The sequence below is a fragment of the Caballeronia calidae genome (assembly GCF_900044055.2).
Classification (GTDB): domain Bacteria; phylum Pseudomonadota; class Gammaproteobacteria; order Burkholderiales; family Burkholderiaceae; genus Caballeronia; species Caballeronia calidae.
This window is the reverse complement of record NZ_FCOX02000044.1, coordinates 11,958-36,670: the sequence shown is the minus strand read 5'-3', so window position 1 is coordinate 36,670 and position 24,713 is coordinate 11,958. Positions and strand designations below refer to the sequence as shown.

The 24,713-nt window shown below is 62.3% G+C and carries 18 protein-coding genes; 12 read left to right on the top strand and 6 right to left on the bottom strand.

Annotation, left to right across the window (positions count from 1 at the left end; genetic code table 11):
- Nucleotides 1-24: 24 nt before the first annotated feature.
- The 4 genes from panD to AWB78_RS29900 form a co-directional block, all read right to left on the bottom strand.
- Entirely contained in the window at nt 25-411 is a 387-nt protein-coding gene (panD, locus tag AWB78_RS29915; protein ID WP_062610110.1) for an aspartate 1-decarboxylase, read from the bottom strand.
- A gap of 40 nt (nt 412-451) precedes the next feature.
- A complete protein-coding gene (panC, locus tag AWB78_RS29910) occupies nt 452-1,285 on the bottom strand; it encodes a pantoate--beta-alanine ligase (protein WP_062610108.1) in 834 nt (277 codons plus the stop codon).
- 69 nt (nt 1,286-1,354) lie between these two features.
- Complete coding sequence (locus AWB78_RS29905) at nt 1,355-2,182, bottom strand: segregation and condensation protein A (RefSeq protein WP_062610175.1); 828 nt, start codon at nt 2,180-2,182, stop codon at nt 1,355-1,357.
- An 86-nt stretch (nt 2,183-2,268) separates the two neighbouring features.
- The gene (locus AWB78_RS29900; RefSeq protein WP_198399382.1) at nt 2,269-2,457 is read right to left on the bottom strand and encodes a DUF3460 family protein; all 189 of its coding nucleotides are present in this window, start codon (nt 2,455-2,457) and stop codon (nt 2,269-2,271) included.
- 365 nt (nt 2,458-2,822) lie between these two features.
- Here AWB78_RS29900 and AWB78_RS29895 point away from each other — a divergent pair, with 365 nt between their 5' ends.
- The 8 genes from AWB78_RS29895 to AWB78_RS29860 all read left to right on the top strand — a co-directional run bounded on the left by AWB78_RS29895 (nt 2,823) and on the right by AWB78_RS29860 (nt 16,323).
- Complete coding sequence (locus AWB78_RS29895) at nt 2,823-4,571, top strand: autotransporter assembly complex protein TamA (protein WP_232477940.1); 1,749 nt, start codon at nt 2,823-2,825, stop codon at nt 4,569-4,571.
- Nucleotides 4,572-4,605: 34 nt separating this feature from the next.
- A complete protein-coding gene (locus tag AWB78_RS29890) occupies nt 4,606-8,706 on the top strand; it encodes a translocation/assembly module TamB domain-containing protein (RefSeq protein WP_062610103.1) in 4,101 nt (1,366 codons plus the stop codon).
- Between the two features lie 244 nt (nt 8,707-8,950).
- The gene (locus AWB78_RS29885) at nt 8,951-9,502 is read left to right on the top strand and encodes a fimbrial protein (protein WP_062610101.1); all 552 of its coding nucleotides are present in this window, start codon (nt 8,951-8,953) and stop codon (nt 9,500-9,502) included.
- A 555-nt stretch (nt 9,503-10,057) separates the two neighbouring features.
- Nucleotides 10,058-10,603 (top strand): fimbrial protein, encoded by a 546-nt coding sequence (locus AWB78_RS29880; RefSeq protein ID WP_062610100.1) that lies wholly within the window; start codon nt 10,058-10,060, stop codon nt 10,601-10,603.
- A 250-nt stretch (nt 10,604-10,853) separates the two neighbouring features.
- Nucleotides 10,854-11,597, top strand: a complete 744-nt coding sequence (locus AWB78_RS29875; RefSeq protein ID WP_062610098.1) for a fimbria/pilus periplasmic chaperone — start codon at nt 10,854-10,856, stop codon at nt 11,595-11,597.
- 544 nt (nt 11,598-12,141) lie between these two features.
- Nucleotides 12,142-14,586, top strand: coding sequence for a fimbria/pilus outer membrane usher protein (locus AWB78_RS29870; RefSeq protein ID WP_232477938.1), 2,445 nt, complete (start codon nt 12,142-12,144; stop codon nt 14,584-14,586).
- 499 nt (nt 14,587-15,085) lie between these two features.
- Nucleotides 15,086-15,703, top strand: a complete 618-nt coding sequence (locus tag AWB78_RS46845) for a fimbrial protein (RefSeq protein WP_157697667.1) — start codon at nt 15,086-15,088, stop codon at nt 15,701-15,703.
- A 98-nt stretch (nt 15,704-15,801) separates the two neighbouring features.
- A complete protein-coding gene (locus AWB78_RS29860) occupies nt 15,802-16,323 on the top strand; it encodes a fimbrial protein (RefSeq protein WP_062610094.1) in 522 nt (173 codons plus the stop codon).
- 118 nt (nt 16,324-16,441) lie between these two features.
- Here the strand turns inward: AWB78_RS29860 and metG are convergent, their stop codons facing one another.
- Together metG and AWB78_RS29850 are read right to left on the bottom strand one after the other, a co-directional pair.
- Nucleotides 16,442-18,562, bottom strand: a complete 2,121-nt coding sequence (gene metG / locus AWB78_RS29855; RefSeq protein WP_062610092.1) for a methionine--tRNA ligase — start codon at nt 18,560-18,562, stop codon at nt 16,442-16,444.
- A 341-nt stretch (nt 18,563-18,903) separates the two neighbouring features.
- Nucleotides 18,904-19,560 carry a YiaD family glycine zipper/OmpA-like lipoprotein gene (locus tag AWB78_RS29850; protein WP_062610090.1) on the bottom strand — a complete coding sequence of 219 codons (657 nt, stop codon included), beginning with the start codon at nt 19,558-19,560 and terminating at the stop codon, nt 18,904-18,906.
- Between the two features lie 261 nt (nt 19,561-19,821).
- Between AWB78_RS29850 and apbC the strand changes: the two genes are divergently transcribed.
- From apbC to AWB78_RS29830, 4 genes are all read left to right on the top strand, one after another.
- Nucleotides 19,822-20,910, top strand: coding sequence for an iron-sulfur cluster carrier protein ApbC (gene apbC / locus AWB78_RS29845; RefSeq protein ID WP_062610088.1), 1,089 nt, complete (start codon nt 19,822-19,824; stop codon nt 20,908-20,910).
- Nucleotides 20,911-21,029: 119 nt separating this feature from the next.
- Nucleotides 21,030-21,563, top strand: a complete 534-nt coding sequence (locus tag AWB78_RS29840; RefSeq protein WP_062610086.1) for a superoxide dismutase family protein — start codon at nt 21,030-21,032, stop codon at nt 21,561-21,563.
- Between the two features lie 163 nt (nt 21,564-21,726).
- Nucleotides 21,727-22,296, top strand: a complete 570-nt coding sequence (gene dcd, locus AWB78_RS29835) for a dCTP deaminase (RefSeq protein WP_062610084.1) — start codon at nt 21,727-21,729, stop codon at nt 22,294-22,296.
- 105 nt (nt 22,297-22,401) lie between these two features.
- The gene (locus AWB78_RS29830; protein WP_062610082.1) at nt 22,402-24,687 is read left to right on the top strand and encodes an arginine/lysine/ornithine decarboxylase; all 2,286 of its coding nucleotides are present in this window, start codon (nt 22,402-22,404) and stop codon (nt 24,685-24,687) included.
- Nucleotides 24,688-24,713 lie beyond the last annotated feature (26 nt).

The window sequence follows — 24,713 nt, the reverse complement described above, 5'->3', positions numbered from 1 at the left end:
CTTTTTCGTTCAAGCGCAACGGGATTACGTCCAGTTCTGCGTCGGCACGTGATCGCGGCTGCCCTTGATGCGGTTGTCGTCGTCGACGAACACGAGGTTCGGCTTCCAGCCTGCCTTGATCTCCGCTTCGTCCACCTGCGCGAACGCCGCGATGATCACGAGATCGCCCAGTTGCGCGCGGCGCGCGGCCGAGCCGTTCAGCGAGATCATGCCGCTGCCGCGCTCGCCCTTGATCGCGTAAGTGGTCAGACGCTCGCCGTTGTTCACGTTCCAGATGTCGATCTGCTCGTTTTCCATCAGGTTCGCGGCGTCGAGGAGATCCTCGTCGATGGCGCACGAGCCTTCGTAGTGCAACTCGCAGTGTGTGACCGTCGCGCGGTGGATCTTCGATTTGAGCATGGTGCGCTGCATGATGCTTCCTTCCTGATTGCTTGAATTCGCTTCGGATGCTTCAGATTTCGAGGTTGTCGATGAGGCGCGTCGTGCCGAGCTTCGCGGCCGCGACCACGACGAGCGGCGCATCCGCGTCCGCCTCGCCCGGCGGCAGCAGGTTCGAGCGCTTGCGCACGCTGATGTAATCGGGCTTCCAGCCGCGTTCGGCGAGCGCGTTCATCGCGTCGCGTTCGAGCGCGGCGATATCGCGATTGCCCGACAGCACCTGCTCACGCACGCGCTGGAGTTGCGCGGCGAGCTGCGGCGCCTCGGTATGTTCGGCCTCGGACAGGAAGCGGTTGCGCGAACTGAGCGCGAGGCCGTTTTCCTCGCGCACGGTTTCCGCCGCGACGATTTCCGTCGGCAGCGCGAACTGGTGGCACATCGCGCGCACGATCATCAACTGCTGATAGTCCTTCTTGCCGAACACCGCGACGCGCGGCTGCACGCACGACATCAGCTTCATCACGACCGTGCACACGCCCGTGAAGAAGCCGGGCCGGAATTCGCCTTCGAGAATGTCGCCGAGATTGTGCGGCGGATGCACGCGATACTCCTGCGGCTCCGGATACATGTCCCTCTCGGTCGGCGCGAAGAGCACGTAGACGTTCTCTTTCTGCAGCTTTTCGATGTCGTCCTGCAGCGTGCGCGGATATTTGTCGAAGTCCTCGTTCGGACCGAACTGCAGCCGGTTCACGAAGATGCTCGCGACCACCGGATCGCCGTGCTGGCGCGCGAGGCGCATCAGCGAGAGATGGCCTTCGTGGAGATTGCCCATCGTGGGAACGAAGGCGGTTCGGTTCTGGCCGCGCAACTGGTCGCGCAATTCATGGATGGAGCTGATGACTTTCATCGAGCGGGTGTCTCCTGGCGGGCGGTCCGGACGAACCGCACGAGGCTAGGGTAAAGGAAAAGCGGGTATCTAGGCGGGAGAGTAAGCCAATCTCACGTAGATCGGCGCATAAGGCTCGGGCTGCGTGATTTCGATCAGCGATTCGCGCGACAGCTCCAGCATCGCGATGAAGTTCACCACGACCACCGGCACGCCGCGCGAGGTATCGAAAAGCTCCGTGAACTCCATGAAGCGCGCGGTCTGCAGGCGCCGCAGGATCACGCTCATGTGCTCGCGCACGGAGAGCTCCTCGCGCGAAATCTTGTGATGCTGGACGAGCTTTGCGCGCTTGATGACATCGGCCCACGCGGCGCGCAGGTCGTTCATGTCGACGTCGGGGAAGCGCTGCTCGGCGGCCTGCTCGATATAGATGTCGGCGCGCAGGAAGTCGCGGCCGAGCTGCGGCAACTGGTCGATCTTCTGCGCGGCGAGCTTCATCTGCTCGTATTCGAGCAGACGGCGCACGAGTTCGGCGCGCGGGTCTTCGGCGTCCTCGCCGGTGTCCGCTTTCTTGACCGGCAGCAGCATGCGCGACTTGATCTCGATCAGCATCGCGGCCATCAGCAGGTATTCCGACGCGAGCTCCAGATTCGACTCGCGGATCTGGTCGACGTAACCGAGGTATTGCGCGGTGACATCCGCCATCGGGATGTCGAGCACGTTGAAGTTCTGCTTGCGGATGAGGTAGAGCAGCAGGTCGAGCGGGCCTTCGAACGCCTCGAGAAAGATCTCGAGCGCATCGGGCGGGATGTACAGGTCGGTGGGCAGCTTCCACAGCGGCTCGCCGTACAGATGCGCGATCGCGACGCCGTCGATGGTATCGGGCGTGGAATCCGTCGCGGGCGCGGCGAGCGCCACCGTGCGGTCTTCCCGTGGTTCGTCGCGCTTCGGCTCGTGAGAGGAATGCGCGGACGAATGCGGCTCGTGGCCCGCTGCGCTCACGTTCAGAAGTTCTGGTAGTAGACGTAGGACGTCTGCTTCACGCGCGCTTTCTGCTGCTCGGTGCGCTCGTCGAGGTCGATCGGCTGCTTGTCCCACAGAAGCGCACGGCCGCGGCGCTGTTCTTCTTCCAGCGACGGCTTTTGCTCTTTCAGCTGATTGATGAACTGGGTGATATCCGACTGATACATGATCCGGCTTCCGTTGGGTCGAGGCTTGCTCGTGTGACGAGGAGGGCGAGCGGCGGTCCGCATTTCGCCTGTGCGCCGCAATTTTACCGCAAGCGTGCGGCGGCAACGCACGCGAGCGCGTTCCGCGCGCATCGAAAGGTGCACGCGCGTGCAGGTTTCGCGGAACCCGGCAGGCGTCGAGCCGTCCAAAGGCGCACGTCCGGCGCACCGTGCGCCGCTTTTGCGGCGTCCGCGCGTGCCGTTGTGGTGAAATAGCGCCTGCGCCCGATTGCGCGGCGACTGCATTCTTTTCGTTTGAATCCCAATTGTTCCGATGCCGGAGGTCACGTTTGGCGGGGCGTTCGTTTGATCCGCTGCGCGCGTTGCGCGTGAAGCCGCTTGGCCCGAGACGCTTGCCGGCCGTGCTCGCCGCATTCATCGCGTTCGGCTTCTCCGCGCCCGCTTTCGCGAAATACGACGTCGATATCGACGCGCCGCGCAGCGTGAAGAAGCTGCTCAAGGAGAACCTCGACCTCGCGCGCTTCGCGAAGCGCGACGACGTGAGCGACGACCAGTTCCAGTTCCTCGTCACCGCCGCGCCGAAGGACGTGCGCGATCTCGTCGCGACGGAAGGCTATTTCACGCCGGTCGTGCGCACCGACGTCACGACCGTCGACGACAAGCGCAATGTCAAGGTGAGCGTCGATCCCGGCCCGCGCACGATGATTGCCTCGGTGCAGCTTCAATTCACGGGTGCGGTGACGACCGAGGACCGCGCGCAGGAGAACGCCGCGCGTTTCGCTTTTTCGGTGAATGAAGGCGATCCTTTCACGCAGAGCGGCTGGGACGACGCGAAGAACGCGGCGCTGAAGGCGCTGCGGTCGAAGCGCTATCTCGGCGCGAAGATCGTCCGCTCGCAGGCGCGCATCAATCCGCGCGCGCATCTCGCCGATCTTTCGGTGACTTTCGACAGCGGTCCGACCTTCACGCTCGGCAAGCTCGACGTGAGTGGTCCGAAGCGCTATCCCGGCTGGATCATCGATCACGTGAATCCGATCCGGGAAGGCGAGATCTACAGCGTCGCGCGCGTGAACGAACTGCAGCGCCAGATCCAGAACACGCCGTACTACGCGAGCGTCGCGATCGACGCGGACAACGACGTCAACAAGCCGCTCGACACGCCGCTGCACGTGAAGGTCAGCGAGTATCCGTTCCACAGCATCCGCTACGGCGTGGGCTACGCGACGGACACGGGTTTTCATATCCAGGGCGCCTACAGCTATCTCAACACGTTCGGCGCGGCGTATCCGTTCACGATTTCCGGTCGCCTCGACCAGACGCAGCAGTACGGCCGCGTGCAGCTCGCGATGCCGCCCGATTCGCACGGCTGGGTCAACGCCGTGTTCGCTTCGTACACGATCACCGATGTCTCGGACACCAACATCTATAGCGCGCGTGTCGGCGTGCAGCGTTCGCGTTCGCGGCAGAACATCGACACGAGCTTTTCGCTCACGTTCTACGACGACCGGCTGACGCAGAACGAGCCGAATCCGTCGACGGCGCGCGCGCTCGTGCCCGCGTGGACGTGGGTCCGGCGCAACGTCGACGATCCGCTCTTTCCGCGCCGCGGCAACATCGTCCGGGCAGAAGCCGGCTTCGCCGTGAAAGGCGTGATGACCGACCAGACGTTTGCCCGCCTGTACACCAATGCGGCGCAATATGTGCCGCTCAGCAAGAACGACTTGCTCGTGTTTCGCGCGGAATTCGGCGGCGTGTTCACGAGCGGGCCGTCGAGCGGCGTGCCGGCATCGCTCTTGTTTCGTGCGGGCGGCGCGAACTCGGTGCGCGGCTACAGTTATCTGAGCATCGGCAATAACGTGGCGGGCTCGATCCTGCCGACCAAGTACATGGTGACCGGCAGCAGCGAATATCAGCACTGGTTCACGCGCGACTGGGGCGGCGCGGTGTTCTTCGACATCGGCACCGCGACCGACACCTGGAGCGAACGCGTGTTCCAGCCGGGCGTGGGCGTCGGCGCGCGCTGGCGCAGTCCGGTCGGCCCGGTCAACGTGGACGTGGCTTACGGGCTGAAGAACAAGAGCGTCAAGCCGTATCTGACGCTCGGCATCGCGTTCTGATGCGCGTGAGAACGAAGAGGGACATTGATTCGGCATGACGGACTCGACCAAGCAAGCGGACGCTGAAGCCCCGCCTCCCGGCAACGAAGGCGGCGGCGACGGCGACGCGAAGAAGACGCCGCCGCGCAGGAGCGGCTGGCGGCGCCTCGCGCGCTGGATCGGCGGGTTCGTGCTCGTGCTCGTGCTGATCGTCGGGCTCGCGGTCGGCGGCGTGTTCTACGTGCTGACGACCGAGCGCGGCACGCGTTACGCATGGGACGCGGCGACCTCGCTCCTCAAGGGGCAGCTGACCGGCAAGCTCGACGGCGGCGCGATCGCGACCGGCCTGCAATTGCGCGACGTCCACTGGAAGGACGGCACGGGCACGGATATCGCGGTGGACAGCGTGTCGGGCCGCTGGGCGCTCACGCGCGAGCCGCTGCGCTTCACGATCGACTATCTGCATGTCGGGACGATCGACGCGCGCATCGCGCCGTCGAACGAGCCGAGCAAGAAGACCGAGCTGCCGCAGGAATTGCGCATCCCGATCCAGCTCGCGATCAACGATCTGTCCGTCGGGAAGCTGCGGCTGCATGAGGGCACCACGACGACCGAGTTCTCGCGCCTGCTGTTCAACGGCCGCAGCGACGGCCGGCATCATGAAGCCACGGTGCAGCGTCTCGACACGCCGTTCGGCGCGGTGACGGCGGCGGCGAAGCTCGACGGCGGCGCGCGGCCGTTTCCGCTTTCCGGCGACGTGGGCTATGCCGGCAAGGTCAACGGCGAAGCGGTGAACGTGAGCGCGCGGGTCTCCGGGTCGCTCGAAGACCTGATCGCGGACGTCGACGCGAGCGGCATGAAGCTGAAGGGCCAGGCGCACGTCGAAGCGCTGCCGTTCGCCGATGTGCCGCTCAAATCCGCGCTCGTCACCTTCGATCACGTGAATCCGCAGGCATTCAGCCCGAGCGCGCCCGAGGCCGATCTCGCCGTGCGCGCCGAAGTGAAGCCCGTCGCGGGCGCGGACCCGAAGGCGTTCGTCGTGAGCGGGCCGGTGTCGATCGTGAACGCGAAGCCCGGTTCCCTCGACAAGAAGCTGCTGCCGCTCATCGATGCCCGTGCGAACGTGCGGCTCGACGCGTCGGAGCAAAGCATCACCGATCTCAACGTGCGGCTTCTGAAGAGCGCGACGGTGACGGGCGGCGGCGCGCTCGCGGGCGGGAACGGCAAGTTCGACCTGAAGGTGGCGAAGCTCGATCTGAACGCGATCGAGCCGACCTTGCGCCCGACGGATTTCGCCGGTCCGGTCGGCATCGTGCTCGCGGGCGACACGCAGAGCATCACGGCCGATCTGAACGACCCGAAAGCGGCGATCCGCGCGCAGGCGAAAGTCAAGCTCGATCCGAAGCAAACCTCGCTCGACGACGTCAAGCTGACGGTCGGCAAGGGCCGCGTCGAACTGAACGGCGCGCTGAAGAAGGACGCCAATTCGAGCTACGACCTGAAGGCCAAGATCGTCGACTTCAACCCGCTTCTGTTGCAGCAGCAGTTGATTGCGCCGAAGCCCGCGCCGGTGAAGAAGGGCGCGTCGAACCAGCCTGCCGCGCCGCCGCGCGTCGTGGAGGCGCGCGTGAACGGCACGCTGGCCGCATCGGGCCAGCTCGCGCCGACGCTCACGACCAAAGCGACCTTCAAGCTCACCGACAGCATGTACGACAACCTGCCGCTCACGGGCGAGGGCACCGTGCAGGTTGCGGGCACGCGCCTCTTGCCGAGCAAGGCATCGCTTTCGGTGGCGGGCAACGACGTCGATCTGAACGGCAGTTTCGGCGCGCCCGGCGACCGCTTGCGCTTCAAGGTCGATGCGCCCGCGCTCGAACGGCTCGGCTTCGGCATCACGGGCACGGTGAAGGCGGACGGCGATCTGACCGGCTCGATCGCGCATCCGAACGTCGCGGCGAACTATCAGGCCGACGACGTCGTGTTCGGCGCGAATCGGCTGGGTCACGCGGAAGGCCGGGCCGATATCCGCGACGGCGCGAACGGCGCGCTCGTCTTCACGCTGAAAGCGCGCGACGCGAGCACGGAAGGCGTCGACATCGCGAATCTCGATGCGAACCTGAACGGCACGCGCGCGCATCACACGCTCGATGTGACCGCGACCGGCAAGGTCCGCGGCCAGCCGGTGAACCTCGCGCTCGGCGCCAACGGCAAGTTCACCGATGCGCCCGACGGCCCGCACTGGGACGGATCGATCACGAAGCTCTCGAACAAGGGCACGCCGTCGCTCAATCTCCAGTCCCCGCTTTCAGTGAGCTACGGGCCGAAGCGCCTCGTGCTCGGCGCGACGCGGCTCGTCGCGGAAGGCGCGGTGCTGAATCTGAAGTCGTTCGCGATGGAGAACGGCCGCCTGCAATCGGCGGGCACGCTCACGAACGTGTCGGTGCCGCATCTGCTCGAAGTGCGCCGGGAGCTGACCGGCGCGGAGCCGCCGATCCGCACGGACCTCGACTTCGACGGCGACTGGAACTTCGCCCTCGGCGCGACGGCGACGGGCTACGCGCAGATCAAGCGCCGCGACGGCGATGTGACGATCGACGGCACGCGCGGCGTCGCGGCGCTCGGCATCACGGATGTCACCGCGCGCGCGGACTTCACCAACGGCAACCGCCTGAACGCGTCGCTGCGGGCGCAGGCGAGCCGCATCGGCGTGATCGATGCCAACGTGCACACGACGCTCGTGAATCGCGACGGCATGCTGACCATCGACGACAATGCGCCGCTCACCGGCGCGATCGACGCGAATGTTCCCGAACTGCGCACGACGGGCGGCCTGCTCGGCGCGAACTATCTGCTCGGGGGCAGGATTGCGCTCAAGCTCGTGATCGCGGGCATTGTGGCGAAGCCGAATCTCTCGGGGATGCTGACCGGCGACAATATATCCGCGACGGTCGTCGACCAGGGCGTGCAACTGAAGGACGGCATCATTCGCATCGCGCTGTCGGAGAATCTCGTCGATTTACAGCGCGTGGAGTTTCACGGCGCGAGCGGCACGCTGCGCGCGACCGGCAAGGTGCGGCTCGACCAGCAGCAGCCGGATCTGACGGCGAGCATCATCGCGGACAAGCTGGAGTTGTTCGCGTCGCCGGACCGCGAGCTGATGCTCACCGGCAGCGCGACTATCGCGAACGCGGGGCTGCAGGGCGGCATGGCGATCGACGGCAAGTTCACGGTCGATCATGCGCTCTTCGATCTGCCGGAGTCGTCCGCGCCCTCGCTCGGCGACGATGTCGTGATCGAGCGCCCCGACGGCACGATCAAGGGCGGCAACCAGCAGCTGACGGCGACGACCGGAAAGCCGGTCGGGCCGTTCACGCCGCGCGCGAACATCGACATCAATCTCGGCCAGCGCTTCCGCTTCAAGGGCGCGGGCGCGGATCTCGGCCTCGCGGGCACCATCACGGCGACGAGCGCGCCGAACATGCCGCTGCGCGCGGTCGGCAACGTGCGCGTGACGCCCGGTTCCACCTATACCGCGTTCGGGCGCAAGCTCAACATCGAGAACGGCTTCTTCACGTTCAATGGACCGGTGGCGAATCCGGGCCTCAACATCCTCGCGATGCGGCGCAATCAGGAAGTCGAGGCCGGCGTGCAGGTGACGGGCACGGTGCAGGCGCCCGTCGCGAAGCTGATATCCGAGCCGAACGTGCCCGACAACGAGAAGCTCTCGTGGCTGCTCTTCGGACACGGCACCGATCAGGGCAACAACGTCGGCCAGCAGAGCGCGATGACGAGCGCGCTGGCGCTGCTCGGCAGCACGAGCGGCAAGCGTATTGCGCAGACGTTCGGGCTCGACGAATTCACGATCGGCTCGAGCGAGGTCGGGCTGACCGATCCGCAAGTCGTGATGCTCTCGAAAGCGATCAACGAGCGGCTCGTGCTCGGGTATGAGCAGGGATTGCAATCGGCGAGCAACGCGATCAAGGCGACGCTGAATCTGTCGCGCTTCTGGTCGGTGACGGCGTATGGCGGGACGTATCAGGGCGTCGATCTGTCTTATACGCGGCGATTCAATTCGTGGGCGCGGCTGTTTTCGTCGTCTCCTTCGTCTTCGTCTTCATCCTCGTCGGATGCGGCTGCGCGGGACGCGGGGGATTGAGGCGAGTGGGCGCGGCGTGGCGGCGTCGGCATCCTGACTGTCGCAGTGCTTGTGCCTTTCAGAGTATTAGTAGGGCGCCTTGCTTCCTGCTTTCATATACTGCCTCGTCGTTCGGAGAATATGACGAACGATTGAGGCATCCAAACTTGCCTGAACTCTTTGCGGCGATGCGTGTCAGGCCGCGGTTGTGCTTCGGATCGACTGTAAGTTACGGAAAATCCAAAAGATATAGGAATCCAAATCAATGAGAAACATTGCTCTTCTCACGCTGATGGCGGCAGTTGGAATGACGAGTGTGGCGGCGTACGCAGCACCATCGGGAAATGGCGGCGGTACGATCACCTTCTATGGCCAGGCAATCCCGCCTACATGCGAGGTCAATCCCGGTAGCAGCGGAAGCTTCTCGGTGGCGCTGCCTATCATGTCTACGAAATCTCTGAGCACTGCGGGAGCTACAGCAGGTGCGACAGGATTCACCATCTCACTGACGAGCTGTGCGGCGGACGGGACGCGCGTGCGAACGATGTGGGAGTACGGCCGAACTACGTCTGCGAGTGGCACGCTGAAGAACGACGGTACAGCGACTGGAATCGAGATTCAGCTTGTCGATTGGAACAGTGGCTCGCCCAACGTCATGGACCTGAGCAAGGCTGACGGTGCGCAGAACTCCCAAAGCGTGGCACTGGTGAACGGCGAAGCTAATCTGCGATATGCCGCTCAGTACTATTCGCCTACCGGCAACACGACGGGCGGATCGATTGAAACTTCTGTTCAATACTCGCTCACATATGAATGATCTAGACGGCGTCCATGGATGCCCGTGACATGTCGATATGCCGGGCATCGATCAAGCGCGCTCTGCCCCGGCTGTGATCTGTCAGTTTGGATTGTTCCAGGAAAAAGCTGTGAAAAGTCAGATTTGTATTGCCATTAAACAGGCATTAATGTTCCGCCTTTAAGAATTTTAGTAAAGGCCGAATAGCAAAGTATTTTCTATAATGCGGCCTCGCTTTCGTGCGGGCGAAGATTCGCTCAATGCCGATAGCGCTGATTTCGCAACTACCTACGGACGCGCCTCGGATTCCAGGCCTTCGATTGTCGATTCGCTGCCGAAATTCCGGAAGTTAGTGTGATTTAAGCGAATTTTCCAGACAATAAGAATCTTCGTGCATACGAGCGTTGTTCGCATTCATATAATTCGGGTTCCTTATCAATAAGAATTCTTCGCTAAAAGTATCGACGATTCGGAGCTGGACTCGAGAGTGTCGAGACAAGCCGGACGGTCCGATTTCCGTCGTCTGCGGGGTTGTATTTTGATTTGGTGTGTTATTTCAATAATCAGGAGTAAATAATGAGAAAGATTGCTATCTCGGCGATCGCTGCGGCAATGGGCTTTGCAAGCGTTTCGGCATACGCCGACGCTCCCAACGGTGGGTTGCTCACCATCAATGGTGAACTCACGGCGCAAACCTGCGATGTGAGCGGCGAGGGTCAGGGCAATAACTTCACGGTTACGTTGCCGACTCTGTCGGCTGCAGCCTTCCAAAGCGCAGGCAAGTCTGGTGGTAGCACCGGCTTCAAAATCGCGCTCACCAACTGCATGCCGGACACGGGTAACGTGCGCACGTTCTGGGAATACGGCGTCAACACGCTGGCGGACGGCAATCTCAAGAACAACGGCACTGCGACGAATATCGAAGTGCAATTGGTCGACTTCAACGGCGGCGCGACCGTTATGGACGTGAGCAAGAGTGACGGCTCGCAGAACTCGAAAACTGTGGCCATTGCTAGCGGCACGGCGAGCCTTCAATACGCGGCTCAATACTACACGCCGGCTGGTGGTGCCACTCCGGGTAGCGTGACCACGAACGTTACTTACTCGATGTCTTACCAGTAAGCATCTATGTGAGAGGAATGGTGCTTCGGCACCATTCTCCATTGGGAAAGCTAAGGAAGAACCGAGTGCCATGGACTTGCCTCGTAACGCTTGTTCTGCTGGCCTTAGTCCATATCGACTGATTCTTCCTGAGTTGTCCTTGCCGGAGTGAATCGGGCGAAGCCGCACTTTTTTGTGCTCCGCTGTGACCGCTTGGACCCGTTTACATGCACGTCGCTGGTTGTCGAATCACATTCTTTGATTGTCTGTCATGAATTCCCGAAAGATTATCCTCAACGTATTGGCCGTGGGTTTTCTGGCCATAGGTCTTATGCTGTCTTTTACGAGCCGTGCCTCGGTCGTCATCGCGGGTACGCGTGTGATTTACAAGGCTACAGATAGCGAAGTCACCGTCAAGCTGTCCAATGTAGGAAAGAGTCCGGCGCTTACGCAGGTATGGTTCGACAAGGGTGATCCGAAGGTCGATCCGAGTAAGCTCGATCTGCCATTTATTCTTACGCCGGCGATTGCGCGCATCGATCCGACGAAGTCGCAGACCATTCGCATTTCTTATACGGGCGAACCGATGCCTCAGGATCGCGAGAGCCTGTTGTGGTTCAACCTGCTCGAAGTGCCGCCCAAGCCCACCGAAGCCGAGGCCGGTCCGAATTACGTTCAACTGGCTTTTCGCTCGCGTTTGAAGTTTTTCTTCCGTCCGGCAGGGCTGCAGGGCAAGTCGGATGATGCACCGGACAAGCTTACGTGGCACTTGACTACGGAAAAGGGTAAAGCGTCCCTTCAGGTATCCAATCCTACGCCTTATCACGTCACGATCATCTCCGCCCAGATTGGTGAGGGTGCCTCCGCGCCGAAGTTCGACGAGGGCGACATGGTGCCTCCCGGTGGCCAGATTTCGCTGCCCCTGTCGGCGGCGGCTTCGGTAAATGGAAAGGTCTTGTTCACGACGCTGAACGATTACGGCGGTCCTGCCAAGCACGAAGCGTCGCTGCAGTAAGCGCGGTCGTGCACGCGGTCCGATCGATCAATTAAACCAGCGAGCCCGGAAATCGCAGGCCTGAAAAAGCTGATTCGAAAGTCGTCAGATTGACGACCCTCCGTCTCTCGCCACATCACTGTATTCCGTGGTCGCAAGCCAGAAGGTTTCGACTCCAATGCCCGCTCGCATTGGCAGGGACCGGCTTCGCCTGTGAATTCGGCTCAAAATGAAGAATATTCGTTACTCAAAATCGAACTCGAAGGCGGTCAACGCTGATCTGCTGTCGCTGAGTCAGGCGAGTGTCGCCGTGTTTCTCGCTTTCGCCGCCGCTCACGCGAAAGCAGAGGAGGCTCCGGTTGCGCATGCGTCCGTGCACTCGGGAGCCGCATCGGCCGCGGATGCAGTCGCTGCGGACGAAAAAAGTCCGGCAGCTTCGGGCGAGGGCAGCGCAGAGTCCGTCGTGCCTGTGCCCTTGACGCTGGGGGCGCAAGCGGCGAAACCGAATTCGACGGATCTGGCCGCGTCTGACACGGTCCCGGCTGTGGCCGTGCCGGCAGAGCCCGTGAACGTCCAGTTCAACTCGCAATTCCTCGCCGGCAGCGGTGCTACGGATCTCGACATCAGTCGCTTCAACAAGGGCAATCTCGCGCCCGCCGGCAACTATCGCGCCGCGCTGTACGTCAATCAGACATGGATCGGCACGACCGACGTCACGCTGCGCGAAGTGAACGGCCCAGGAAAGACTGCGCAGCCGGTGTTCGACCGCGATCTGCTCATGCGCATGGGCGTCGATATCACGCATCTCAGCGAGGCCGCCCAGGCAAAGCTCGATGATGCGGATGGCCATGGCGCGGTGCCGCTGAACGACCTGATTCCGCAGGCAACCGCCACATTCGATATGGGCGAACAGCGTCTCGATGTCAGCGTGCCCCAGGCGATGATGAGCCGGAACGCGCGTGGCTGGGTCGACCCGAAGTTTTGGGACGATGGCATTCCCGCCGCCGTGGTCCAGTACAACGGCAACGTCTATCACTCGAGCGCTAGCGGCTTCTCGAACACGCAGAGCTACCTCGGCCTGGCTGCGGGTGTCAACATCGGTCCGTGGCGCTTCCGGTACAACGGCAACGTCACCAATACGTCGGGCTCGGGCACACACGTGCAGAGCATGCAGACGTATCTCCAACGTTCCTTTGCGCCGATCAAGAGCCAGCTCACCGTTGGCGATTCGTACACGGACGGCAGGATCTTCGACTCGTTCGGCGTGCGCGGTGCGCAGATCGGCACGGACGACCGGATGTATCCCGAATCGGAGCGCGGCTACGCACCGACCGTGCGCGGCATCGCGAACACGAACGCGAAGGTTCAGGTCAAGCAGAGCGGCAACATCATCTATGAGATCACCGTTCCGCCGGGGCCGTTCGAACTGAGCGATCTTTACCCGACCGGCTACGGCGGTGACCTGCAGGTGATCGTGACCGAGGCGGATGGCAGTCAGCATACGTCGGTGCTTCCGTATGCCGCACCGGTCAATGCGCTGCGTGACGGACGTTGGCGATACAGCCTCGCGGCCGGCCTGTACCGAAATACGAGTCTCAGCAGTGCGCCGTTCGTCTTCGAGGCCAACCTGACGCACGGTCTGAATAACTTCGTCACCTTGTATGGTGGCGCGATCATCGCTGAGAACTACTTCTCAGCGGCGGCCGGCGCTGCGCTGAACACGCCGATCGGCGCGTTCGGCTTTGACGTCACGCAGGCCAATGCGAGCCGCGCGAACATGCAGAGCCACAACGGGCAAAGCTTGCGGCTTTCGTATTCGCGCACCTTCACACCGACCAGCACGGATGTGACGCTTGCGGCGTATCGCTATTCGACGAGCGGCTTCCTGAACTTCCAGGATGCGATGACGCTCCGTGATCTTTCCATGCGCGGCATCGCGACCCTGGATCAGGGCATCCAGAAGGGTCGCCTGCAGGTCACGGTGAACCAGAACCTCAGCCAGTACGGCTCGCTTTATCTCTCGGGGTTTACGCAGAACTACTGGAACCGGTCAGGCCGTGATACCTCGTTCCAGATCGGCTACAACACGAACATCCGTCGAGTGGGCCTGGGCGTGTCGGCGTCGCGCGAGCTCGATGCGAGCTCGTCACGCTGGAGCAACCGGTACATGGTCAACCTGACCATTCCGCTGGATCTCGGTGCGACCATCGCCAATACGATGACGAGCTACTCGCACGATACGCGGGACGGCAGCAATCAAATTCAGGAGACGTTCAGCGGAGCGGCGGGCAAGAACTACGAGTTCAATTACGGCGTCACGGCAGGGTACCAGTGGGGTGGCAACCAGAACGGTTCCAGTATCAATGCGAACGCGGGGTATCTGTCGCCGTACACGCAACTACGTGCCAACGTCGGTCACGCCAACGGTTACACGCAGGTCGGCGGTGGACTATCGGGCTCGATCGTCGCTTACGACGGTGGCGTCGTGTTGTCGCCGCAAACGGGTGACACGCTCGCGATCGTCGAGGCCAAGGATGCAGTCGGCGCACGCGTGGCCAGTTCGCCGGGCGTGCGCGTGGATGGCCGCGGTCACGCGCTGATTACGGGCATGGAACCGTATTCGATGAACACCGTGGAGATCGACACGAAGGGCCTGCCGTTGGGCGTTCAGCTGAAGTCAACGGAGCAGCACTTCGCGCCGACCGCCGGCTCGGTGGTGCGCGTCAAGTTCGACACGGAGAACCGCGGCCAGGCAGTGGTCATCCGCGTGCACCAATCGAATGGCGAAATGGTGCCGTTCGGCGCCGATGTGGTCGATCCCGAAGGCAAGATCGTCGGTACGGTTGCCCAGGGCAGTCGCGCAATGTTCTATATGAAGCAGCCGCAGGCCGACTTCGCGTTGAAGTGGGGCGACGGTGCAAACCAGAGCTGCAAGGTGCGATACGACCTTCCCGCAGCTTCGAAAACCGCGTCAGCATCGACACTGTTTGCAGAAACGATCTGCCAATGAACACGCGGCAGCCATCACTCGGAAATTGAAAATGACTTGGATTGGATTGGCGCGGATCGCGCGCCGGTTTGGAGTAGCACTGCTTCTGCTGACGATCGCTTCAGGCGCATCGGCTGCCTGCATGCGGGGCGGGGACGGTAGCGCATTTTTGCTTTCTTTGCCGGCAACGGTGTCGGTAGCACGTGATCTGGCGCCCGGTAGCTTGCTTACTAACTGGGTCCAGTCACCCCAGAGCACGGATTTATGGGAGTGCAATGGAGGTACTGGAAACGGCGGCGTACGAAGCATCGTCGGCGACAGTTTCAACACGAACTCTGGCCAAACATACAACGGTCTTACCGTCTGGAATACCAACGTTCCCGGCGTCGGCCTCGTTGTCCAGGCCCGCTATTACTTCACCCCCAGTGCCCCCTGTGCATACCCAGGCGGCTGGTCTTCACCGTGGGTCAGCATAAGAAACATTTGGTATGGGCAAGTCTGCGCCACCCCAGCCACTCCGATGACGGGTCCGTCCGGCTCGCAGATTTCCGTGGCGCTCGTGAAGACGGGTACCGTGGCGCAAACCGGAGTTATCTCCGGTACGGTGGGGAGGGCTGCTCCCGTCGAAGGACAGGCGGCCGGCACGGCGCTGGAGAGTCTGGCTGTCACCTACGACATCTCGGCCGTCACCATCGTGCCGATGACCTGCACAACACCGGATGTCCACGTACGTATGGGTACGCCCCTCGTGGCGGATGTCGATCAAGCACGGAACAATAACGTTCCGTTCAACATCGAGTTCAATGACTGCCCGGCGGGGGCAATCGTCACTGGCACTGCCTCTGGAATGATCAGCACTGTGAAGTATCAGATCGTGCCAACGAACGGGACGGCAGCGACGGACATCGCGAAACTTGACAACGTTCAGTCTTCCGCTGGCGGAGTGGGCGTGCAGTTGCTCACTGCAGGAGGAACCGTATACCCATTGTCGACGTCGCCATGGCGGGATCTGAGCCAGTTCAACGGGTCGGTGGGCGGCAGTTATGTCGTTCCGATGATGGCACGCTACGCCAAGACGGGCACGGTTACGCCCGGAAAGGCGAATGCCACGATGACCATGTATGTCCTGTATCAATGATGCATCAATCGTGCACTGAGCCACGGGTCACCCTTGACAGCGGAAACTGGCGACGCTCTCAAGAAAGTTGGGCCAGCCTTTTTACGGAACATCAAGTCATGCGTATTTTCAAGAAAGCACTTTTTGGCATTCTCGTTGCGACAGCTGCCGGATCGGCATTCGCGGTAGCTCCGGACGCGTACCTCTATTTCGAGGGCGATATTCTTCCAGCGTCTTGTACCGTGGATACCACAACCGCGAATCAGACCATTCAACTGGGCAGCGTGACCGTCAGCAACTTCACCGGCACGACGAGTAACCCTGCAGCATTCAACCTGAAGCTGACCAACTGCTCAGCCGGCGCCAAGGTATCGATGACGATTACCGGCACGATGGATACGGTCGCGAGTGTGTTGAAGAATACGGGTGCGGCCCAGCAGGTGGGTGTGCAATTGCTGACTGCGAGCAGTGTAGGCGCGACCACTGGCACACCCTTTACACTCAACAGCGCGACCAATATGGGCACGGTGGACGCATCCAACTCCATGACTATCCCGATGGTCGCGCAGTTCTACAAGCTCGGTGCGTTGACGGCCGGCTCGGTGAACGCGTCGGCGACCGTCGCATTCACGTACAACTGACGGCAGCCGCTACTCGCCGGTGCCGCACAGGCCCGGCATCGCCAAAAGAAGAAAAGCACGCCTCGCAGCGTGCTTTTTCTTTGGGGCCGAGGCGCCGGAGCGCCCCAGGACTGCGGGCTTACTTCACCCGCATTCCCGCCTTCGCGCCGCTATGCGGTTCGAGAATATAAAGCCCCGGCTCGGCCTTCTCATCCGTCGCCGATGCCGCCAGCACCATCCCTTCCGAGAGGCCGAACTTCATCTTGCGCGGCGCGAGATTCACCACCATCACGGTGAACTTGCCGATCAGATCCTGCGGCTGATACGCCGATTTGATGCCCGAGAACACGTTCCGGGTCTTGTCCTCGCCGACATCGAGCGTCAGCTGCAGCAGCTTGTCCGAGCCTTCTACTGCCTTGCAATCGACGATCTTCGCGATGCGCAGATCGACCTTCGCAAAGTCATCGATGGAAATGACGCCCGATTCTGCCTCCTTCTTCGCCGTGGCTTTGACCGGAGCCGGAGCAGCAGCCTCAGCTCCCGGTTGCAGCGATTCGCGGTTCGCAGCCAGCAAGGCTTCGATCTGCTTCGGATCGACACGCGTCGTCAGATGCTTGTACGCGTTGATCGCGCTGGCCGACGACAGCGGCTTCGTCGCATCGGCCCAGACGAGCGGCGCAATGCCGAGGAACGATTCGACCGACTCGGCGAGCTTCGGCAACACCGGCTTCAGCGCGAGCGACAACAGGCGGAACGCTTCGAGGCTCACGCTGCAGGTTTCATGCAGCGCGACGGCATTCGCCGGGTCTTTCGCCTGGTCCCACGGCTTCGCGGTATCCACATAGGCGTTGACGGCGTCGGCGAGCTCCATCGTCGTGCGCAGCGCGCGGCCGTATTCGCGCGACTCGTAGAAACCGGCGATCTGCGGAATCGTCGAGCGCAGTTGTTCGAGCAGCGGGTGATTCATCGCGCTGTCCTGCACGCGGCCGTCGAAGCGCTTGATCAGGAAGCCCGCCGCGCGGCTCGCGATGTTCACATACTTGCCGACGAGATCGCTGTTCACGCGCGCCTGGAAGTCGTCGAGGTTCAGGTCGATGTCTTCCATGGTGCTGTTCAGCTTCGCCGCGAAGTAGTAGCGCAGCCACTCGGGATTGAGGCCCGTGTCGATCACGCTCTGCGCGGTGATGAACGTGCCGCGCGACTTCGACATCTTCGCGCCGTCGACGGTGAGGAAGCCGTGCGCAAATACGTTCGTCGGCGTGCGATGACCGGAGAATTCGAGCATCGCCGGCCAGAACAGCGTGTGGAAGTACAGGATGTCCTTGCCGATGAAGTGATATTGCTCGGCCTTCGAGCCGGGCTTCACCCATTCATCGAAATTCACGCCGACGCGATCCGCGAGATTCTTGAAACTCGCGTAATAGCCGACCGGCGCATCGACCCAGACATAGAAATACTTGCCCGGCGCCCCCGGAATCTCGAAGCCGAAGTAGGGCGAATCGCGCGAAATGTCCCAATCGGCGAGCTTGGCTTCGCCCTTGTCGCCGAGCCACTCACGCATCTTGTTCGTGGCTTCCGGCTGCGCGAGGCCGCTCACCCAGCCGCGCAGGAATTGCTCGCAACGCGGATCGGAGAGCTTGAAGAAATAATGCGTCGATGTCTTGCGGATAGGCGTCGCGCCCGATACCACCGAATACGGATTGATGAGTTCGGTCGGTTGATACGTCGAGCCGCAGACTTCGCAGTTGTCGCCGTATTGGTCCTTCGCGCCGCACTTCGGACACTCGCCCTTGATGAAGCGGTCCGGCAGGAACATTTCCTTGACCGGATCGTACGCCTGCTCGATGTCGCGCGCCTCGATCAGCCCCGCTTGCTGAAGCGCGCCATAGATCGAGTTGCAGAGGACGCGGTTTTCCTCGGCATCGGTCGAATAGTAGTTGTCGAACGAGATGCCGAAGCTGTCGAAGTCGCGCTTGTGCTCTTTCCAGACGCGCTCGATCAGTGCTTTGGGCGTGATGCCTTCCTTCTCGGCGCGCAGCATGACCGGCGTGCCGTGGGTGTCGTCCGCGCCGACGTAATAGACCTCGTGGCCATGCATTCGCAGCGTCCGAACCCAGATATCCGTCTGAATGTATTCGACCATGTGGCCGATATGAATCTGACCGTTTGCATAAGGCAACGCGGACGTGACGAGGATCTGGCGGCGGCCGTTCTGAACGGCAGGCGCGGCGGCGGCAGTGGCGGAAATCGGTGCTGACATAAAGGCGCGGCCCGGTGGGAGTGGCTCGAAGTGATTGAAAAAAAGCGGAATATCGATTCTAGCAGGGCAAGGGAAGCGGCCGGGGTGATGCGTTGGCCGAGGCGTCGCCGCGGAACGGTGATGAAAATCGACCGCCCAAAAAAAACCGGGGTCCAATTGGGCCCCGGAGCAACAACGACAAGAGGAGAATGGCAGGCAATGGCATCGCCATCCACCTACCGTAAGGACAGACAGCACCGCCGCGCCCAAGTTTCAAAAATTTTCAGGCGATTTGCCGGCGCTCGGCCTCTGCCTCGGTCGCCGTCATGGCGACGGCGACTTTCCCCTTCAAATCAAGTGCTTTACTGGCTTTGACCCGGCTGCGCGGTCGCGCGCAGGTAGATCTCCACGCGACGGTTCTGCGCACGGCCGGCTTCCGTCGAATTGTCGGCGATCGGCTGGTTCTGGCCCATGCCCTGCGACGACAGACGCTGCGCCGGGATGCCGTGCGTTGCGATGTACGAAGCCACGCTCTGCGCGCGATTCTGCGACAGCGTCTGGTTGTACGCCGGCTGACCCGTGTTATCCGTATGGCCGATGACGTTCGCGATCAGCTCCGGATGCTGCTGCATCGTCTGCGTGACGGAATTCAGCACCGGATCGAACGACGGCTTGATCGCGTAGCTGTTCGTGTCGAACGAGATCGAGTTGGGGATGTTCACCTTCAGCGAGCCGTCCTGCTGCTCGGTCACTTGCGTGCCCGTGCCCTTCGAGTCGCCCGAAATCTTGTTCTTGATGTTCTGCCAGTTGTAGCCGGTGATGCCGCCGACCGCCGCGCCCGTGGCTGCGCCGATCGCCGCGCCCTTGCCGCCGCCGAAAATGGCGCCGATGCCCGCGCCGGTTGCAGCGCCGACGCCGGTGCCGACCGCCGCGTTGGTGCCTTGCTGCGTCGCGCAGCCGGCGACGAGGGCGCCGGCGACGGCGAACACGGACAGACGGGTCAAGAACTTGATATTCATCTTCGATCTCCTATGAATCGACAAGCGGTTCGGCGATGCGCCGACAGTGCGAAAGGGTCTTCGGACGAGCTTCCGGGCGAGCCTCTACAATATTGAGAAAGACGCCCGGTGACACGATGCGATGCGTCCCCGGAAAGATTTGCAGCGGCATAGTGCAATGCACACGGGCCGTGCGCAATGGCGTTAACAATTCCTTTCAATTTCTTCAGTTTGTTGCAGTGCGCCTCGGGCTCTTAGCAACTACTGTTCCATGGAGTTTCGATGAGTATTGACCGCGCGAAGATCGACATCGCACTCGCCACACTGACCGATCCCAACACCAACCGCAAGTTCGTCGACACCAAGAGTATTCGCAATGTGTCCGTCGAAAGTGCGAACGTCGCGGTGAACGTGGTGCTCGGCTATCCGGCGAAAACGCAGTTCGGGGCGATCCGCGAACTGGTGGACAGCGCGCTGCGCCAGGTGCCGGGCGTCGCGAATGTGACCGTGGACGTCTCGTCGCAGGTCGTCGCGCATGCGGTGCAGCGCGGCGTCAAACTCCTGCCGAACGTCAAGAACATCATCGCGGTGGCATCGGGCAAGGGCGGCGTCGGCAAGAGCACGACGGCCGCGAATCTCGCGCTCGCGCTGGCGGCGGAAGGCGCATCGGTCGGCATGCTCGACGCGGACATCTACGGTCCCTCGCTGCCGATGATGCTCGGCATCACCGGCCGCCCCGAGTCGCCCGACAATCAGACGATGAACCCGCTCACGGGCCACGGCATCCAGGCGAATTCCATTGGTTTTCTGATCGAGCAGGACAATCCGATGGTCTGGCGCGGCCCGATGGTCACGTCCGCGCTCGAACAGTTGCTGCGCCAGACCAACTGGAAGGACCTCGATTACCTCATCGTCGACATGCCGCCGGGCACGGGCGACATTCAGCTCACGCTGTCGCAGAAGGTGCCGGTGACGGGCGCGGTGATCGTGACGACGCCGCAGGACATCGCGCTGCTCGACGCGAAGAAAGGCCTGAAGATGTTCGAGAAGGTCGGCATTCCGATTCTCGGCATCGTCGAGAACATGAGCACGCATATCTGCTCGAACTGCGGCCACGAGGAGCACATCTTCGGCGCGGGCGGCGGCGAGCGCATGGCGAAGGAGTACGGCGTCGAGATTCTCGGCCAGTTGCCGCTCGATATCGCCATTCGCGAGCGCACCGACGCGGGCCAGCCGACGGTCGTATCGCAGCCGGAGAGCCGCATCGCCGAGACGTATCGGGCGATCGCGCGGCGCGTCGCGATCTCGATCGCCGAACGTCAGCGCGACATGACCTCGAAGTTCCCGAGCATCGTCGTGCAGAACACCTGATCCAGCGCATTCGATCGAATCTTCGCGAGCCTTGTGCGATGCGGCTCGCGGTATCATGTCGCCTTCGATGCGCGGCAGCGCGGACGCACTGGGCGTCCGCGGGCCGCCGAGAGGATCGCATGAGACACAGATTCGACGGGAGGGCGCTTCACGCCTTGATCGCGACGGCCGCTTGCAGCGTCATGCTGAGCGGTTGCGGCCTCATCTTCCAGAATCACGAGAAACGCGCGGACGCGGTGCTGAAGCCCACGACCGGCAACGCGACGCGGGGCACCGTCACGCTGATCGAGCGCGCGGACGGCGTGCAAGTGTCCTATAGCCTCACCGACATGCCGCCGAACAGCGAGCACGCGCTGACCGTGCACGAGCGCGGCGACTGCATCGCCGTCAACGGTCCGGACGCGAGCCCCGTGTTCGCGCTTCCGGCCGAGCGCAGGAAGCCGGGCGCGCGGCTCGAGGGCGAACTGGGCAATATCCGCGCGGACGCGACCGGCTCGGCCACGGGCTTCATCGTTGCAACGGACGTCTCGCTCGACGGCGTGCGCTCGGTCATTTCCCGCGCCATCATGCTGCACCGCGAAGCCCTGGACCCGTACGCGAGCGCGCCGCATAACGTGGGCCCGGCGCTCGCTTGCGGCGTCATCCGCCGCTAGGCGTCATGGCCGTGCGCGTCGCGCCTGACGCCGCGGCTCAATCGCGTAAAATACGCGCTTTCGTTTGGCCCGCGCGGCGAGCACGCCGCCCGAGGCCATGCCCCGTTTCACCGCAGGCGGCGGTCGCGAGACCGAGCCGTTCACCGTTGAGTAGCGTCCCCCTATGAGCATCAAGTCCGACAAGTGGATTCGCCGCATGGCCGAAGAGCACCGCATGATCGAGCCGTTCGTGCGCGATCAGGTGCGCGTGACCGAGGACGGCCGCAAGATCGTGAGCTACGGCACGTCGAGCTACGGCTACGACATCCGCGTCGCGGACGAATTCAAGATCTTCACGAACATCAATTCCACGATCGTCGATCCGAAGGCTTTCGATGAGAAATCCTTCGTCGACTTCAAGGGCGATGTCTGCATCATTCCGCCGAATTCTTTCGCGCTCGCCCGCACGGTCGAGTATTTCCGCATTCCGCGCTCGTGCCTGACCGTGTGCCTCGGCAAGTCCACGTATGCGCGCTGCGGGATCATCGTCAACGTGACGCCGTTCGAGCCGGAATGGGAAGGCTATGTCACGCTCGAATTCTCGAATACGACACCTTTGCCTGCCAAAATCTACGCGAACGAGGGCGTCGCCCAGGTCCTGTTCTTCGAAAGCGATGAAATGTGCGAGACGTCGTACGCGGATCGCGGCGGGAAGTATCAAGGACAGCACGGCGTGACGCTGCCGAAAACCTGATCGTCGCCGCGCTTTAAGAACCGCACACGGCAAACGCTTGTCGAAAGACCGCTGGCCTCCGGATTGCATCCGAGCCAGCGGTCGTTCCATTTGGAGATTCGCCTCATGAAGTTCCGCTTCCCCGTCGTCATCATCGACGAAGACTTTCGCTCCGAGAACATCTCGGGTTCCGGCATCCGGGCGCTTGCCGAGGCGATCGAGAAAGAAGGCGCCGAAGTCCTCGGCCTGACGAGCTACGGCGATCTCGCCGCGTTCGCGCAGCAGTCGAGCCGCGCGTCGTGTTTCATTTTGTCGATCGATGACGACGAACTGCTGCCTTACGCGGACAACGTCGTCGTGGAAGGCGACACGCCGGAACTGGCATCGGCCATCGTCGCATTGCGCGCGTTCATCAACGCCGTGCGCCGCCGCAATGCCGATATCCCGATCTTCCTGTACGGCGAAACGCGCACCTCGCGCCACCTGCCGAACGACATCCTGCGCGAGCTGCACGGCTTCATCCACATGTTCGAGGACACGCCGGAGTTCGTCGCGCGCCATGTGATCCGCGAAGCGAAGGTGTATCTCGATGCGCTCGCGCCGCCGTTCTTCAAGGAGCTCGTGCAGTACGCGGACGAAGGCTCGTATTCGTGGCACTGTCCGGGTCACTCGGGCGGCGTCGCGTTCCTCAAGAATCCGCTCGGACAGATGTTCCACCAGTTCTTCGGCGAGAACATGCTGCGCGCGGACGTCTGCAACGCGGTGGAGGAACTCGGCCAATTGCTCGATCACACCGGCCCGGTCGCGGCGTCGGAGCGCAACGCGGCGCGCATCTTCGGTGCGGATCATCTCTTTTTCGTGACCAACGGCACGTCGACGTCGAACAAGATCGTGTGGCACGCCACCGTTGCGCCGGGCGATATCGTGCTGGTGGATCGCAACTGCCACAAGTCGATCCTGCACGCGATCACGATGACCGGCGCGATTCCGGTGTTCCTCACGCCGACGCGTAATCACTTCGGCATCATCGGGCCGATTCCGCGCGACGAATTCAAGCCTGAGAACATCCGCAAGAAGATCGAGGCGAATCCGTTCGCGCGCGAGGCGCTCGCGAAGAACCCGAAGGTCAAGCCGCGCATCCTGACGATCACGCAGAGCACGTATGACGGCGTGATCTACAACGTCGAGATGATCAAGGATCTGCTCGGCGACCTGCTCGACACGCTGCACTTCGACGAAGCCTGGCTGCCGCACGCCGAGTTCCACTCGTTCTATCAGGACATGCACGCGATCGGCGCGGGCCGGCCGCGCACGGGCGCGCTCGTGTTCGCGACGCACTCCACGCACAAACTGCTCGCCGGCATTTCGCAGGCGTCGCAGATTCTCGTGCAGGACAGCGAGAACAGCACGTTCGACCGCCATCGTTTCAACGAGGCGTATCTGATGCACACGTCGACGTCGCCGCAATACGCGATCATCGCGTCGTGCGACGTCGCTGCCGCGATGATGGAAGCGCCGGGCGGCGAGGCGCTCGTGGAGGAATCGATCGCGGAAGCGCTCGACTTCCGCCGCGCGATGCGCAAGGTCGATGACGAATACGGCGACGACTGGTTCTTCAAGGTCTGGGGCCCGGATGCGCTGGCGGAAGAGGGCATCGGCGACCGCGAGGACTGGATACTGAAGCCCAACGACCGCTGGCACGGCTTCGGCGCGCTCGCGGAAGGCTTCAACATGCTCGATCCGATCAAGGCGACCATCATCACGCCGGGACTCGACGTGGACGGCGAGTTCGGCGAGTCGGGCATTCCGGCCGCGATCGTCACGAAGTATCTGGCGGAGCACGGGATCATCGTGGAGAAGACGGGGCTTTACTCGTTCTTCATCATGTTCACGATCGGCATCACGAAGGGCCGCTGGAATTCGATGGTCACCGAGCTCCAGCAATTCAAGGACGACTACGACAACAACCAGCCGCTGTGGCGCGTGCTGCCGGAGTTCGTCGCGCAGCATCCGTCGTATGAGCGCATCGGCCTGCGCGATCTGTGCGAGCAGATTCACAGCGTCTATCGCGCGAACAACATCGCGCGCCTGACCACGGAGATGTATCTGTCGAGCATGGAGCCGGCGATGAAGCCGTCCGAAGCCTTCGCCAAGCTCGCGCACCGCGAGATCGATCGCGTGCCTATCGACGAGCTGGAAGGGCGCGTCACGTCGATCCTTCTGACGCCGTATCCGCCGGGCATTCCGTTGCTGATTCCGGGCGAGCGTTTCAATCGCACGATCGTCGACTATCTGCGTTTCGCGCGCGAGTTCAACGAGCGCTTCCCGGGTTTCCACACGGATATCCACGGGCTCGTCGGCGAGATGATCAACGGACGCATCGAGTATTTCGTCGACTGCGTGCGGGGTTGATTGCGGCGGCGACGTTCGGCTTGCTG

Coding starts and splice junctions, on each gene's coding strand:
- AWB78_RS29890 (WP_062610103.1), top strand. CDS start 4,606: ATGACGGACTCGACCAAGCAAGCGGACGCTGAAGCCCCGCCTCCCGGC.
- panD (WP_062610110.1), bottom strand. CDS start 411: ATGCAGCGCACCATGCTCAAATCGAAGATCCACCGCGCGACGGTCACA.
- apbC (WP_062610088.1), top strand. CDS start 19,822: ATGAGTATTGACCGCGCGAAGATCGACATCGCACTCGCCACACTGACC.
- metG (WP_062610092.1), bottom strand. CDS start 18,562: ATGTCAGCACCGATTTCCGCCACTGCCGCCGCCGCGCCTGCCGTTCAG.
- dcd (WP_062610084.1), top strand. CDS start 21,727: ATGAGCATCAAGTCCGACAAGTGGATTCGCCGCATGGCCGAAGAGCAC.
- AWB78_RS29850 (WP_062610090.1), bottom strand. CDS start 19,560: ATGAATATCAAGTTCTTGACCCGTCTGTCCGTGTTCGCCGTCGCCGGC.
- AWB78_RS29875 (WP_062610098.1), top strand. CDS start 10,854: ATGAATTCCCGAAAGATTATCCTCAACGTATTGGCCGTGGGTTTTCTG.
- AWB78_RS29840 (WP_062610086.1), top strand. CDS start 21,030: ATGAGACACAGATTCGACGGGAGGGCGCTTCACGCCTTGATCGCGACG.
- AWB78_RS29830 (WP_062610082.1), top strand. CDS start 22,402: ATGAAGTTCCGCTTCCCCGTCGTCATCATCGACGAAGACTTTCGCTCC.
- AWB78_RS46845 (WP_157697667.1), top strand. CDS start 15,086: ATGACGGGTCCGTCCGGCTCGCAGATTTCCGTGGCGCTCGTGAAGACG.
- AWB78_RS29860 (WP_062610094.1), top strand. CDS start 15,802: ATGCGTATTTTCAAGAAAGCACTTTTTGGCATTCTCGTTGCGACAGCT.
- panC (WP_062610108.1), bottom strand. CDS start 1,285: ATGAAAGTCATCAGCTCCATCCATGAATTGCGCGACCAGTTGCGCGGC.
- AWB78_RS29885 (WP_062610101.1), top strand. CDS start 8,951: ATGAGAAACATTGCTCTTCTCACGCTGATGGCGGCAGTTGGAATGACG.
- AWB78_RS29880 (WP_062610100.1), top strand. CDS start 10,058: ATGAGAAAGATTGCTATCTCGGCGATCGCTGCGGCAATGGGCTTTGCA.